Genomic DNA, 12,321 nt, shown 5'->3' with positions numbered 1-12,321 from the left:
CCGACGGGATGCCGGATGTCGGCCGTCGTCCGAGCGGTCGATCCGCGTGCGGCCGCCGCGCATCGGCGTGCGCGGCGGCCACGGTTCAGCGCCGCGCCCGCATCAGGTCGCGGACCAGACGGCAGGTCTTGTCCGACGGGGGCCGGATGCCGACGAGATCGGCCGTGCGGCGGATGGTCTCGTTGTCGGCGAGACTGGCGCGGTAGACGCCCGAGTCGAGCAGGGCGATCGCCAGCCGCATGGCCTTCAGCCTGCGGTTGTGCGTCACGTACCAGGAGCGCGGACGGCCCGGTGGAAGCTTGCGCTTCTCCAACGGCAGATACGGTTCGATCCTGGAATCGGCGCGGTTCGTGTTGCCGTGCGGCCGAACCGAGCCCGGTCGCTGTGAGCTTCTGATGACGGTGGCCACGAGCCCTCCCCTCGTCACGGAGATCTCGGTCGATCTCCTCGAACACTTCTTCGATTCTACCGTGGGCCACTGACAAAAATGCTGGCCGCGAACGCTTTTGCGGTCCCGCCGACGCGGGCGCCGGGAGTGACCGGAGGGTTGCCCGGCGGTCCGGTGGCCCGATCGGCGGTGTCGGTGCCGTGCCGCGGGGCATAGGTGATTCGAGTGGGATGCGGGCCGCGTGTTTCTCGTCGCACCGTCGTGTCACCCGCCGCGGAACCGGTCGGATGCGCCGCACTGCCTCGGTGGACCGCAGTTGATTTCGTTCGGAATTCAGCCGTGCAGGATCTCGAGTGCCCGGGGATGGCCCGCGGCCGCTGCGGCCTCCAGTAGGGCGGTCGATTCCTGTTGGGCAGCAGTGGTTTTCGTGGATCGCAGGTGGAGCGCCAGGCGGACCATGGCCTCGGGGTCGCCGGACTCGCTGCCGCGGCGCAGCCAGTGCTCGCCTCCCGCGGCGTCGCCGCGTTCCAGGTGGATCGTGCCGAGCACGGCCAGTGCGTCGGTGCGGCCGCGCCGTGCGGCGTCGACGAGAAGTTCTGTGGCCCTGCTCATTTCGCCGCGTCCGGCCAGCCGGATGGCCAGGTTGCGCATGGCCGTGGGCTCGTGGGCGCGGGCGGCCCGTTCGTACCAGTGTTCGGCCGCGGCGGCATCGCCGCGGCGGTCGGCGATCGCGCCCATGTTGCACATCGCCTCGGGCAGGCCGGATTCGGCGGCCGGGCGCAACCACTGTTCGGCGCGGGCCGGGTCGCCGCGTTCCAGATGCAGGATGCCGAGTTGCTGAGCGGCAGCTGTGTTTCCGGTCGCCGCACCACGTTCCAGCCAGCCGATCGCGTCGGCGAGGCGGCCGTCGCGCCAGGCCAGCGTGCCGAGTGCGGCCATCGCGCCGGAGCTGCCCAGCTCGGCGGATCGGGTCAGCCAGATCTGTGCCTCGACCGGGGCATCGGCGTCCAGCAATCGCTGCGCCAACATCTCCATCGCGACCCGGTCACCCTGCTCGGCCATCACCCGCAGCGCTCGTACCGCCGCGGCCGGATCCGGCCGGGCCGGTTCGCCGCGGTCCGCGTCGGACATTCGCACCGCCTTCGGTATCTCGTCGAGGTTCTCGTCCGGTGGTCGGTGATCCAGTCGCCGGTTTCCGGTGCCGTTGCGGGGAAGGTGTGGTTCGCTCACGCCGGGGCCGCCTCTCGGATTGTGCGCGCTGTTCGCGTCGACGGCGGGGATTCGATGACAGCGGATGCGAGGTGGCCCACAGCCGTGCGGCATCGGCGGCTCCGCAGCCGCCCGGCGCGTCGTTCAGGTCCGGATGTCCGTGGGAGCGGACCCGATCACGACGGGGGTGGCCGGTGGCGGGCAGGGTTGTGCGGTGCTCGATCGTCGCGGGAACGCGCTGGTGATCACGGGTGCGAGGGGTGGCGCTGGCCGGGTGCGCGGGAGCCGGGGGAGAGGGCGGAGCCGCCCGCGACACGGGGGCGGCGCGGGCGTATCGTGCGACTATGACCGGAATGGACCGCCCGCGGCGGTTGCGTCGTACCCCAGCCATGCGTCGTCTCGTCGCCGAAACCACGCTCGTGCCAAGGCAACTGGTGCTGCCGATGTTCGTGGCCGACGGACTCGCGGAACCGCGGGAGATCAGTTCCATGCCGGGGGTCTATCAGCACACCCTGGATTCGCTGCGGAAGGCGGCCGCCGAGGCGGTGGACGCCGGGGTCGGCGGGCTCATGTTGTTCGGCGTGCCGCGTCCGGAGGACAAGGACGCGGTGGGCAGCGGGGCCACCGATCCACAGGGCATCCTCAACCGCGGTCTGCGCGCGCTGGCCGAGGAGGTCGGCGACGCCACGGTGGTGATGGCCGACACCTGTCTGGACGAGTTCACCGATCACGGTCACTGCGGGGTGCTGGCCGCCGACGGCTCGGTCGACAACGACGCCACGCTGGACCGCTACGTCGAGATGGCGCTGGCGCAGGCCGAGGCGGGCGCGGAACTGCTCGGCACCAGCGGCATGATGGACGGCCAGGTCGCCGCCGTCCGGGCCGGGCTGGACGCGGCCGGTCGCATCGACACCGGCATCCTGGCCTACTCCGCGAAGTACGCCTCCGCCTTCTACGGCCCGTTCCGGGAGGCCGTCGGCTCGTCGTTGCAGGGCGACCGCCGCACCTATCAGCAGGATCCGGCCAATCGCCGGGAGGCCGTCCGCGAACTGGAGCTGGATCTGGCCGAGGGCGCCGACATCGTGATGGTCAAACCGGCCATGTCGTATCTCGACATCCTGCGCGAGGTGGCCGATCGCTCGATCGTGCCGGTCGCGGCCTATCAGATCTCCGGCGAGTACGCGATGATCACCGCCGCCGCCGAGCGAGGCTGGATCGACCGCCGCGGGGCCGTGCTGGAATCGCTGCTCGGCATCCGCCGCGCGGGCGCCGACATGGTGCTCACCTACTGGGCCACCGAAGCCTCGCACTGGTTGTCGTGAATCCTGGACAACCGCCCCCGTATCCGCCGCTACCGCACCCGCTGCCCGGTCCGGGCGGCGCGAAGCCCGGCGCCCCGGACGATGTCCGGACGGCGTGGCAACTGTGGTGGGGTGTCGCCGCATTCGGTGTGTTGCGGCTGGCCGCCGACGCCGTGGACCGGTTCACCCATCGGCACGATCTGGCCCGCCAGATGTACGACCAGATGCGCGCGCAGCAGCCGCAGACCTCGCTCGCCTCGGTGGAGCTGGTCGTGCTGCTGCTCGAGGTGGTGATCGTCGTCTTCGGCCTGGGACTGGCCGTCGGTGTCGTGGCGATCGCCTACCAGCTGCGGCGTGGCCGGCTGTGGGCGCGGACCCTGCTCGAGGCGGCCGCGGCGGTGCTGATCCTCGGCGCCGTCGGCACCCTGTTCGGTCTGAGCACCGACGGGCTGGCGGCGCTGCTCGCCGGGGCCGCCACCATCCTCCAGGCCGTACTCGCCGCCGGTGCCGTATTCCTTTGCCGCCGAGGCGAATCCGAGGCATTCTTCCGGGCCCTCGGGCGCTGAGGCCCCCGCCGAATTTGTCCCGGACCGGCCGGGATGTATCGTGAAAGTTGTCACAGTGGACTTGGGAACCGGAAGTCGTTGGCGCAGCGTTGATTCTCGGATCGCGTTGCAGCGCACGCTCCGGGGAAGCGGAGGCAACGATGCGAGTGGTGATCCAGCAGCCACAGAGCCTTCGGCGAGATGTCCTGGTGGTGAGCCTGCTGATCCTGCTCGCGCTGCTCACCGTGGGTCTGCTGCTGCTCCCGGGCTTGAGCCACTGATTCGGCCCGCCGCGCGCCGGATCCGGCGCGCTGTCGCCGCCGTCCCCAGGGTCCCCCGATGACCGGCGACCAGCCGGAGTCCGCGCACGCGGAGTCCGGTGATGTCGATTCCGGCCGGGTTGTGCCCGGCCATCCGGGACCGGATCGGTCGGAGCCCGAGCATGTGGTGACAGATCAGCCGGGACCCGAGCACCCGCCGGGAGATCGGCCGGAGCCCGAGCGCGCGGCGGAGGACCGGCAGGAGTCCCGGGATCCGGAATCGGATCGCGTCGAGTCGGATCGGTCGGATTCGCCGGGCCCGGACGAGGCGGTCGTGCGGTTCGCGGAGCCCGGTGCGCGCTGGCGCAGTGTCGCCTATGGGCCGGTGTTGTGCCTGGTCGTGGCGATCCTGGAACTGGTTCTGAGTTCGCGAGTGCACTGGTTCGGCCTGGTGTTCTGCGCGGCGTTGCTGGCCGGGTTCGTCGCGTTGCAGGTGGTGGCCGGGCGGCGGCACATCAGTGTCGAACTCACCGATACCACCCTGCGCGAGGGCACCGAGGTGCTGCCGCTGGAGCGGATCGCGGCGGTGCTACCCGAGCGCGATCCGGACAGCTGGGACGATGAGGAGTGGGAATCGGCGCGTGCCCTCGGTGAACTGTCCGGGGTGCCGCGCCGGCGCAAGAGCATCGGACTGCGGTTACAGGACGGTGGCCTGGTGCAGGCCTGGGCACGTGATCATCGGCGGCTGCGCGCGGAATTGGGCGCAACCCTGGGACGACCCGCGACGGGCGGGTCCGGCGACGGCGAGGAGAGCATCCGATGAACCGGTGGCTGTGGATCGCTGTGGACATCGTGGCCACCGTGGCGGGCGGGGTCGCCGCGGTGTGGGCCTGGCGGTCCGGAGTGCGGCAGACCGCCTTCGTCCCCGACGGCGATCAGCCCGCGTTCACCTCCACGCACTATTCGGGCTCATGGCTGGGGCTGGCGGTGCTGCTGGCGATCGTGGCGGGACTGGCCGGCCTGGACCTGCTGGTCCGCACCGCCGTCCGGTCCCGCCCGGACCGCCGCGCACGCGCGGCGGTTCAGTTCCAGCGCTGATAGATGTCGAGCAACCGGGGCCCGTGGCTGCCGGGGGCGTCCAGGAAGAACGACACACTGCCGTCCGGATGATCGGCGGCCTCCATGATCACCTGGCGCAGCGACGCGTGCACGCCGCCGCGATCGTCCTTGTACAGCTGGGTGTCCTGGTGCAGCCCCGCGCCGACTCGCCCGGCGGGTACGACGAGGCCGATCAGGGCCGGCAGCGGGCCCTGCGCCAGGGCCGTGGTCTCGCTGTGGTCGAGTTGCAGGCCGATGCGCCCGTCGTCCGGCTGGGCAACCGGAACGATCGCGGCGGCGGTGCCCGCGCCCAGCAGTACCGCACCCGCGGCGATGGCGAAACCGGCTGCTCCGAGCGTGATCCTGCGCATGAATTCCCTCCCGGTGATGAGCCTGTGGTTTCCCAGAGGGTACGCATCAGCAATCCGGCAGCGAACTATTTGCGCAGAAGCCCCGATTCGGCGTGTTGTCGTGGGTGTGGACGCCGGTGACCCGGACCACTACACCCTGTCGTCGATCTGCCGAGGCAGAACTGAGACACTGGACCCGTGAGTTCTTCTCCGCGCGCCATCGAGGACGCCGTGTCGGTCTCCGCCCATCTGTACGAACGCGCCGCCGCGATCATCCCCGGCGGGGTGAACTCGCCGGTCCGGGCCTTCAAATCGGTCGGTGGCACCCCCCGGTTCATCACGTCGGCGCGGGGGTGCACCCTGACCGACGCCGACGGCAACGAGTACGTCGACCTGGTGTGTTCCTGGGGGCCGATGATTCTCGGCCACAGTCACCCGGCCGTGGTCGAGGCAGTGCGACACGCCGCGACCGGCGGTCTGTCGTTCGGCGCGCCGACCGCGGCGGAGATCGATCTGGCCGAGGCCATCGCGGCGCGGGTCGAACCGGTGCAGCGGGTGCGGCTGGTCAACTCCGGGACCGAGGCGACCATGAGCGCGGTGCGGCTGGCCCGCGGTTTCACCGGTCGCAGCAAGATCGTCAAATTCTCCGGCTGCTACCACGGGCACGTGGACGCGCTGCTCGCCGACGCCGGCTCCGGCGTGGCGACGCTGGGCCTGCCGACCTCGCCGGGCGTCACCGGCGCTCAGGCGGCCGACACCATCGTGCTGCCCTACAACGACCTGGAGGCGGTCGCCGCCGCGTTCGCCGCCCACCCCGGCGAGATCGCGGCCGTGATCACCGAGGCCGCGGCCGGCAACATGGGCACGGTGGCGCCGCAGCCCGGCTTCAACGCGGGACTGAAGCGGCTGACCGCCGCCGACGGCGCACTGCTGATCATCGACGAGGTGATGACCGGTTTCCGGGTGAGCCCGGCCGGTTGGTACGGCCTCGAGGGCGTCGCGGGCGACCTGTACACCTTCGGCAAGGTGATGAGCGGCGGCCTGCCCGCGGCCGCGTTCGGCGGCCGCGCCGAGATCATGAACCGGCTGGCCCCGCTGGGCCCGGTCTACCAGGCCGGCACGCTGTCCGGGAATCCGGTCGCCGTGGCGGCGGGCCTGGCCACGCTGCGGGCCGCGGACGCGGCCGTGTACGAGGCGCTGGACCGCAACGCGCAGCGGCTCGGCGCGCTGATCACCGACGCGTTGACCGCGGCGAGTGTGGCCCATGTGGTGCAGTTCGCGGGCAATATGGTGAGCGTGTTCTTCGCCGACCACCCGGTCACCGACTACACCACCGCCAAGGCGAGCGAGACCTGGCGTTTCCCGGCGTTCTTCCACGCGCTGCTCGAACGCGGCGTCTATCCGCCGCCGAGCGCGTTCGAGACCTGGTTCGTCTCCGCGGCACTCGACGAGGACGCATTCGACCGTATCGCCGCCGCCCTCCCGGCCGCCGCCGCGGCCGCCGCGGCCGCCACACCCGAAGGATCCCGCGCGTGAGCGACGCAGAGCATCTCCCATCCGGACCCGTCGAGACCGTTCCGGTGACCACGGCGGACGCGGCCGCCGCACCCATCGATCCGGCCGCGGCGCTGCCCGGCGACACCGCGGTCGCCGAGACGATCGTGCATGTCATGCGGCACGGTGAGGTGCACAACCCGAAGGGCATCCTGTACGGGCGGCTGCCCGGCTTCAGCCTGTCGGTGACCGGTCGGTCGCAGGCCGCCGCGGTGGCCCGCACGCTGGCCGATCACGACATCGCGCTGGTGGTGGCCTCCCCGCTGCAACGGGCACAGGAGACCGCGGATCCGATCGCGTCACAGCACGGATTGACCATTCGGACCGACGAGAGCCTGATCGAGGCGGGTAACACCTTCGAGGGGCTGCGGGTGTCGGTCGGCGACGGCGCCCTGCGCAAGCCGCGGCACTGGTGGAAGCTGCGCGATCCGTTCACCCCGTCCTGGGGCGAGCCGTACCTGCAGATCGCGCACCGCATGCTGGCCGCGGTGAACAAGGCCCGCTCGGAGGCCATCGGCCACGAGGCGGTGCTGGTGTCGCATCAGCTGCCGGTCTGGACGCTGCGGCGGTTCCTGGAGGGCAAGCGGCTGTGGCACGATCCGCGGCAGCGGCAGTGCTCGCTGGCCTCGCTGACCTCCCTGGTGTACCAGGGCGACACGCTCATCGACATCGTCTACTCCGAACCGGCGGGCGCGTCGGACCCGTTGGTGACCGGGGCGTGAGCGGTCAGGGGCCGGAGGCGGCAGCGGAGCGTCACCACGCAGGCCCTCCGTCCACGCCGCGTGGATACAGCGTGAGCGGTCAGGGGCCGGAGGCGGCAGCGGAGCGTCACCACGCAGGCCCTCCGTCCACGCCGCGTGGATACAGCGTGAGCGGTCAGGGGCCGGAGGCGGCAGCGGAGCGTCGGCGGCGGTCCCGGCTGTTCGCGCCGCTCGTGTTGTGCTGTGCGGTGCTGGCCGTGCTGACCGGCTGTTCCACCGGTAAGGACGCAGTGGCGCAGGGCGGTACCTTCGATTTCGTCTCGCCGGGCGGCAAAACCGACATCGGGTACGACCCGCCGTCCGCGCGCGGCACCATCGGCAAACTCGCCGGTCCCGACCTGATGACGGCCGGCAAGACGGTGTCCGTCGACGATTTCCCGAATCAGGTCGTGGTGCTGAACGTCTGGGGTCAGTGGTGCGGGCCCTGCCGCGCGGAGGCCCCGGCCCTGGAGAAGGTGTACGAGCAGTCCAAGGGCAAGGGCGTCGCATTCCTCGGCATCAATGTGCGTGATTCGCAGCAGGACAAGGCGCAAGACTTCGTCACCAGCTTCCACGTCGGATACCCCTCGATCTACGACCCGGAGATGCGCAGCTTGCTGGCCCTCGGCGGCAAGTTCCCGACCAGCGTCATTCCCACCACCCTGATCCTGGACCGGCAGCACCGCGTGGCGGCGGTCTTCCTCCGCACCCTCCTCGCGGAGGACCTCCAGCCGGTGGTGGACCGCATCGCCGCGGAGGACCGGTCATGAGGACTACCCGCGCCACCCCGTGCGCCTTCGGGTACCTGCCGGGCTACTACGGATATCTGCCGGAGCTTCCGGACGACTCGGTGCCGCCCGCCGCGGCTGTTCCGCCGCGGCCGGACTCGCCGCACGACGCCGGGACCGATCCGGAACCGGGGTACGAGCCACCATCGCAGGGCGATGCGCGGCCCGCGGCCGCAGGCGAGGGGCCGCTGCACAACGGGCCGCTGCCGCAGGACGATGCGCAGCAGCGGCCGGAACACGAGTCACCGTCGGGAACAGCGTCGGAGACGTATCCGAACCTGTGGCCCGAGCCGCGCCTGGGTGTGCAGTCGCATCCGGGCCGCCGTCCGGAGGTGCCGCGGCAGCCGGAGGAGCTCCCGTTACCGGAGGCACAGTTGGACGCCAGTTCGCGCGCGACGGCGCTGGTACGCGAGCATCGGCCGCGCCGCACCCTGGCGCCGCGGCCGAAGACCGGCGAGAAGCGGTGTGTGCCGGGCCGCCGGGCGCGGGGGGCGCGGCGATGACGGTGACCGTGCTGGCCTCGGTGGGGGATTCGTTCCAGCAGACCGCGGCGACCGGACCGCTGCTGCTGGCGCTGGGCGCGTGCCTGCTGGCGGGGCTGGTGTCGTTCGCCTCGCCGTGCGTGGTGCCGCTGGTGCCGGGTTATCTGTCGTACCTGGCCGGACTGGTCGGCGCCGAGGCGCCGCCGGTGACGGTCGGCGAGGCGCGTGGCCGCTCGGTCACCATGGCCGAGCGCACCGGCCGGATGCGGGTCGCCGGCGCGGCCGGGCTGTTCGTCGCGGGTTTCACCGTGGTGTTCGTGCTGGCCTCGGTGACGGTGTTCGGGGTGATCCAGACCCTGAACGTGAACCGGGATCTGCTGCAACGCATCGGCGGTGTGGTCACCGTCGTGATGGGTCTGGTGTTCCTCGGCCTGGTCCCGGCCCTGCAACGCGACACCCGGATGCATCCGCGGCGGCTCACCGGCGTGGTCGGCGCGCCGCTGCTCGGGGCGGTGTTCGCGCTGGGCTGGACGCCGTGTCTGGGGCCGACGCTGTCCGGGGTGATGGCGGTGTCCGCCGGCACCCAGGGCGCCACCGCCGCCCGCGGAGTGGTGCTGATCGTCGCCTACTGTCTGGGTCTGGGGCTGCCTTTCGTGGTCCTGGCGTTCGGGTCGGCCAGCGCGTTGCGCGGGGTCGGCTGGCTGCGCCGCAATTCGCGCAACATCCAGATCATCGGGGGAATCCTGCTGGTCGCGGTCGGCATCGCCCTGGTGACGGGGATGTGGGACCAGTTCGTCGGGTGGGTGCGCAACGTCTTCGTCTCGCAAACGACCCTGCCGATCTGAGATGACAACCACACTCTCCGCACCCGAGACCGCCCCCCGCCCGCCGCGCCCGACCCCCCGGCTCCGGGCGGTGGTGGTGCTGCGCAACGCCTGGCGTGGGCTGACCAATATGCGCACCGCGCTGGTGCTGCTGTTCCTGCTGGCACTGGCCGCGATTCCGGGCGCGCTGCTGCCGCAGCGCAGCCTCAACGCCCAGAAGGTCGACAAGTACATCGCCGACCGGCCCACCCTCGGGCACTGGATGGACCGCCTGCAACTGTTCGGCGTGTTCTCCAGTTCCTGGTTCACCGCCGTCTACGTGCTGCTGTTCGTCTCGCTGGTGGGCTGCATCGTGCCGCGGGTGTTCGATCACGCCCGGGCGCTGCGCACCCCGCCGGTGCCGGTGCCGCGCAACCTGAGCCGGTTGCCGCACCACTACGCGACGACGGTCGCGCGGTCACCGGAGGAGGTGATCGGCGCGGCGCGCGGCCGGATGCGCGGCTGGCGGGTGATCCAGCGGACCGGGACCCGCGAGGGTGAGCTCACGCTGTCGGCGGAGAAGGGGTACCTCCGCGAATTCGGCAATCTGGTCTTCCATCTGGCGCTGGTCGGGCTGCTGATCGCCTTCGCGGTCGGGAAGCTGTTCGGCTACGAGGGCAATGTGGTGGTCGTCGCCGACGACGGGCCCGGCTTCTGCACCACCTCGCCGGCGGCCTTCGACTCCTTCCGGGCCGGCAACGTCAACGACGGCACCGGGCTGGCCCCGATGTGTGTGCGGGTGAAGGATTTCCGCGCCGACTACCTGCCCAACGGCCAGGCCGAGATGTTCACCGCGAACATCTCGTACCAGACCGGCAAGGATCTGACCTCCGGCACCTGGCGCGACACCACCGTCCAGGTGAACCATCCGCTGCGCGTCGCCGGTGACCGGGTCTATCTCCAGGGACACGGTTACGCGCCGACGTTCACCGTCACCTACCCGAACGGGCAGACCCGCACCGAGACGGTGCAGTGGCTGCCGGAGGACACCGCGACCTTCCTGTCCAGCGGGGTGATGCGTTTCGATCCACCCGGCGGCATGTTCGCCTCGGAGGACGAGCGCCGCAAGCACCAGATCGCGATCGAGGGCCTGTTCGCGCCGACCGCTCTGCTGCACGGCACCCTGCTGACCTCGTCGTATCCGGCGATGAACGATCCGGCGGTGGCGATCGACATCTACCGTGGCGAGACCGGTCTCGACACCGGCCGCGCGCAGTCGTTGTTCGCGCTGGATCCGGAGATGATCAAACAGGGCCGGTTGGCGAAGGAACAGCGGGTGAATCTGAAGCCCGGCGAGTCCGCCACCCTGGCCGACGGCACCAAGGTGACCTTCGACGGCGCGAAGCAGTTCGCGAATCTCCAGGTGTCGCACGATCCGGCGCAGGACTGGGTGCTGGTGTGCGCGGTGACGATGATGGCCGGACTGCTGGTATCGCTGTTGCTGAAACGCCGCCGCATCTGGGTGCGCGCGTACCCGGAGATGACCGGCGATGGAGAACGACGTACTGTAGTAGAAATGGGCGGGCTGGCCCGCACCGACCAGGCCGGCTGGGGCGGTGAATTCGATCGCCTGCGGGGCTCGGTGCTCAGCGACAGCGCACCGTCCGGCACGCAGAACGAGGAGCAGTGACCATGCCGATCGACGAGAACATCGCCGGATACAGCGATCTGGCGTTCAAGTCGGCGATCGTGGTGTACGTACTGGTGTTCGTGCTGCTGCTGGTGCAGTACGCGACCGCCTACACCCGCCGGGCCGAGGACCGGGAACCCGCACTGGTCGGCGCGGGCGCCGGGGTGCCGGGCCGCGTCGAGCAGCCGGTCGGCAGGCCGGTGCCGGAACGCTTCGGCAACATGGCCTTCGCGGTGCTGTTCGTCGGCCTGGCCTCGCACATCGTGTCGATCGTGCTGCGCGGCTTCGCGACCCACCGTTTCCCGCTCGGCAACATGTACGAGTTCGTGACGATGGCCACCGGCACCGCGGTGCTGCTCGGCGTGTTGTTGCTGCGCGACCAGCGCTATCGCGGCATGTGGGCGTTCCTGCTGGTGCCCGTCCTGATCCTGATGTTCCTGGCGGGCACCGTGCTCTACGCCGGAGCGGCCCCCGTGGTCCCGGCCCTGAAGTCCTACTGGCTGCCCATCCACGTCACGGTGGTCAGCATCGGCAGCGGGGTCTTCCTGGTGTCAGGCGTGGCGAGTCTGCTGTTCCTGCTGCGGCTGCGCCAGCCCGCCGGTGCGGAGTCCGACACCCTGCTGGGCGCGGTGGCCCGGCGACTGCCCGACGCCCGCGCCCTGGACCGGCTCGCCTACCGCACCACCATCATCGGGTTCCCGATCTTCGGCACCGGCATCATCCTCGGCGCGATCTGGGCCGAGTCGGCCTGGGGTCGCTTCTGGGGCTGGGACCCGAAGGAGACCGTCTCCTTCATCGCCTGGGTCATCTATGCCGCCTATCTGCACGCCCGCGCCACCTCGGGCTGGCGGGAGACCAAGGCCGCGTGGATCAACATCGCCGGCTTCGTCGCCATGCTGTTCAACCTGTTCATCATCAACATCGTGGTGAGCGGCCTGCACAGCTACGCCGGGCTCAACTGAACCGGGAGTTCGCCTGAACCACCGGACTCCGCCGGGGGTCGTGTCGGTGTCCGGTCGTTCGCCGCGGTCGCCGGTGTGGCCCGCGGAAGGCCCGGCACCGTTCGATGCACCACGATCGTGCGGGTCCGTTTCGTGCGCCTGCACAACACGT

14 protein-coding genes are annotated in these 12,321 nt (G+C 70.8%); 11 read left to right on the top strand and 3 right to left on the bottom strand.

What is annotated here, in order from left to right:
- Nucleotides 1–85 precede the first annotated feature (85 nt).
- Nucleotides 86–409: a hypothetical protein gene (locus LBW94_RS41280; protein ID WP_225056867.1), complete on the bottom strand. Its 324-nt coding sequence runs from the start codon at nt 407–409 to the stop codon at nt 86–88.
- Between the two features lie 312 nt (nt 410–721).
- The gene (locus LBW94_RS41275; RefSeq protein WP_225056868.1) at nt 722–1,618 is read right to left on the bottom strand and encodes a tetratricopeptide repeat protein; all 897 of its coding nucleotides are present in this window, start codon (nt 1,616–1,618) and stop codon (nt 722–724) included.
- A gap of 323 nt (nt 1,619–1,941) precedes the next feature.
- Between LBW94_RS41275 and hemB the strand changes: the two genes are divergently transcribed.
- The 4 genes from hemB to LBW94_RS41255 all read left to right on the top strand — a co-directional run bounded on the left by hemB (nt 1,942) and on the right by LBW94_RS41255 (nt 4,801).
- Nucleotides 1,942–2,919 (top strand): porphobilinogen synthase, encoded by a 978-nt coding sequence (hemB, locus tag LBW94_RS41270; protein ID WP_225056870.1) that lies wholly within the window; start codon nt 1,942–1,944, stop codon nt 2,917–2,919.
- Complete coding sequence (locus LBW94_RS41265; protein ID WP_225056872.1) at nt 2,916–3,464, top strand: hypothetical protein; 549 nt, start codon at nt 2,916–2,918, stop codon at nt 3,462–3,464. Before hemB ends, LBW94_RS41265 begins: the two co-directional genes overlap by 4 nt.
- A gap of 573 nt (nt 3,465–4,037) precedes the next feature.
- Nucleotides 4,038–4,526: a hypothetical protein gene (locus LBW94_RS41260; RefSeq protein ID WP_225057043.1), complete on the top strand. Its 489-nt coding sequence runs from the start codon at nt 4,038–4,040 to the stop codon at nt 4,524–4,526.
- Entirely contained in the window at nt 4,523–4,801 is a 279-nt protein-coding gene (locus LBW94_RS41255) for a hypothetical protein (RefSeq protein ID WP_225056873.1), read from the top strand. Before LBW94_RS41260 ends, LBW94_RS41255 begins: the two co-directional genes overlap by 4 nt.
- On the opposite strand, the gene LBW94_RS41250 is transcribed toward LBW94_RS41255, so the two are convergent.
- Nucleotides 4,786–5,172: a hypothetical protein gene (locus LBW94_RS41250; RefSeq protein ID WP_225056875.1), complete on the bottom strand. Its 387-nt coding sequence runs from the start codon at nt 5,170–5,172 to the stop codon at nt 4,786–4,788. The two genes, LBW94_RS41255 and LBW94_RS41250, sit on opposite strands and share 16 nt — an antisense overlap.
- 177 nt (nt 5,173–5,349) lie before the next feature.
- Between LBW94_RS41250 and hemL the strand changes: the two genes are divergently transcribed.
- From hemL to ccsB, 7 genes are all read left to right on the top strand, one after another.
- A complete protein-coding gene (gene hemL, locus LBW94_RS41245; protein WP_225056882.1) occupies nt 5,350–6,687 on the top strand; it encodes a glutamate-1-semialdehyde 2,1-aminomutase in 1,338 nt (445 codons plus the stop codon).
- Between the two features lie 134 nt (nt 6,688–6,821).
- The gene (locus LBW94_RS41240; protein ID WP_225057044.1) at nt 6,822–7,427 is read left to right on the top strand and encodes a histidine phosphatase family protein; all 606 of its coding nucleotides are present in this window, start codon (nt 6,822–6,824) and stop codon (nt 7,425–7,427) included.
- Between the two features lie 197 nt (nt 7,428–7,624).
- Nucleotides 7,625–8,215 (top strand): TlpA disulfide reductase family protein, encoded by a 591-nt coding sequence (locus LBW94_RS41235; protein WP_225057045.1) that lies wholly within the window; start codon nt 7,625–7,627, stop codon nt 8,213–8,215.
- A complete protein-coding gene (locus LBW94_RS41230; RefSeq protein ID WP_225056883.1) occupies nt 8,212–8,736 on the top strand; it encodes a hypothetical protein in 525 nt (174 codons plus the stop codon). The genes LBW94_RS41235 and LBW94_RS41230 overlap by 4 nt, the downstream gene beginning before the upstream one ends.
- On the top strand, nt 8,733–9,560 hold the full coding sequence (locus LBW94_RS41225; protein WP_225056885.1) for a cytochrome c biogenesis CcdA family protein: 828 nt from the start codon (nt 8,733–8,735) through the stop codon (nt 9,558–9,560). The genes LBW94_RS41230 and LBW94_RS41225 overlap by 4 nt, the downstream gene beginning before the upstream one ends.
- Before the next feature lies 1 nt (nt 9,561).
- Entirely contained in the window at nt 9,562–11,208 is a 1,647-nt protein-coding gene (gene resB / locus LBW94_RS41220) for a cytochrome c biogenesis protein ResB (RefSeq protein WP_225056886.1), read from the top strand.
- 2 nt (nt 11,209–11,210) lie between these two features.
- Nucleotides 11,211–12,170, top strand: coding sequence for a c-type cytochrome biogenesis protein CcsB (gene ccsB, locus LBW94_RS41215; protein ID WP_225056888.1), 960 nt, complete (start codon nt 11,211–11,213; stop codon nt 12,168–12,170).
- The last annotated feature ends 151 nt before the right edge of the window (nt 12,171–12,321 follow it).

Origin of the sequence: Nocardia sp. alder85J (genome assembly GCF_020176955.2) — a bacterium.
Lineage (GTDB): Bacteria > Actinomycetota > Actinomycetes > Mycobacteriales > Mycobacteriaceae > Nocardia.
This window is presented reverse-complemented; position numbering and strand designations above follow the sequence as displayed.

Excerpts from the sequence above, each read along its gene's own strand:
- hemB (WP_225056870.1), top strand. The coding sequence starts at position 1,942 with ATGACCGGAATGGACCGCCCGCGGCGGTTGCGTCGTACCCCAGCCATG.
- LBW94_RS41255 (WP_225056873.1), top strand. The coding sequence starts at position 4,523 with ATGAACCGGTGGCTGTGGATCGCTGTGGACATCGTGGCCACCGTGGCG.
- LBW94_RS41250 (WP_225056875.1), bottom strand. The coding sequence starts at position 5,172 with ATGCGCAGGATCACGCTCGGAGCAGCCGGTTTCGCCATCGCCGCGGGT.
- LBW94_RS41240 (WP_225057044.1), top strand. The coding sequence starts at position 6,822 with ATGCGGCACGGTGAGGTGCACAACCCGAAGGGCATCCTGTACGGGCGG.
- LBW94_RS41230 (WP_225056883.1), top strand. The coding sequence starts at position 8,212 with ATGAGGACTACCCGCGCCACCCCGTGCGCCTTCGGGTACCTGCCGGGC.
- LBW94_RS41225 (WP_225056885.1), top strand. The coding sequence starts at position 8,733 with ATGACGGTGACCGTGCTGGCCTCGGTGGGGGATTCGTTCCAGCAGACC.
- resB (WP_225056886.1), top strand. The coding sequence starts at position 9,562 with ATGACAACCACACTCTCCGCACCCGAGACCGCCCCCCGCCCGCCGCGC.
- ccsB (WP_225056888.1), top strand. The coding sequence starts at position 11,211 with ATGCCGATCGACGAGAACATCGCCGGATACAGCGATCTGGCGTTCAAG.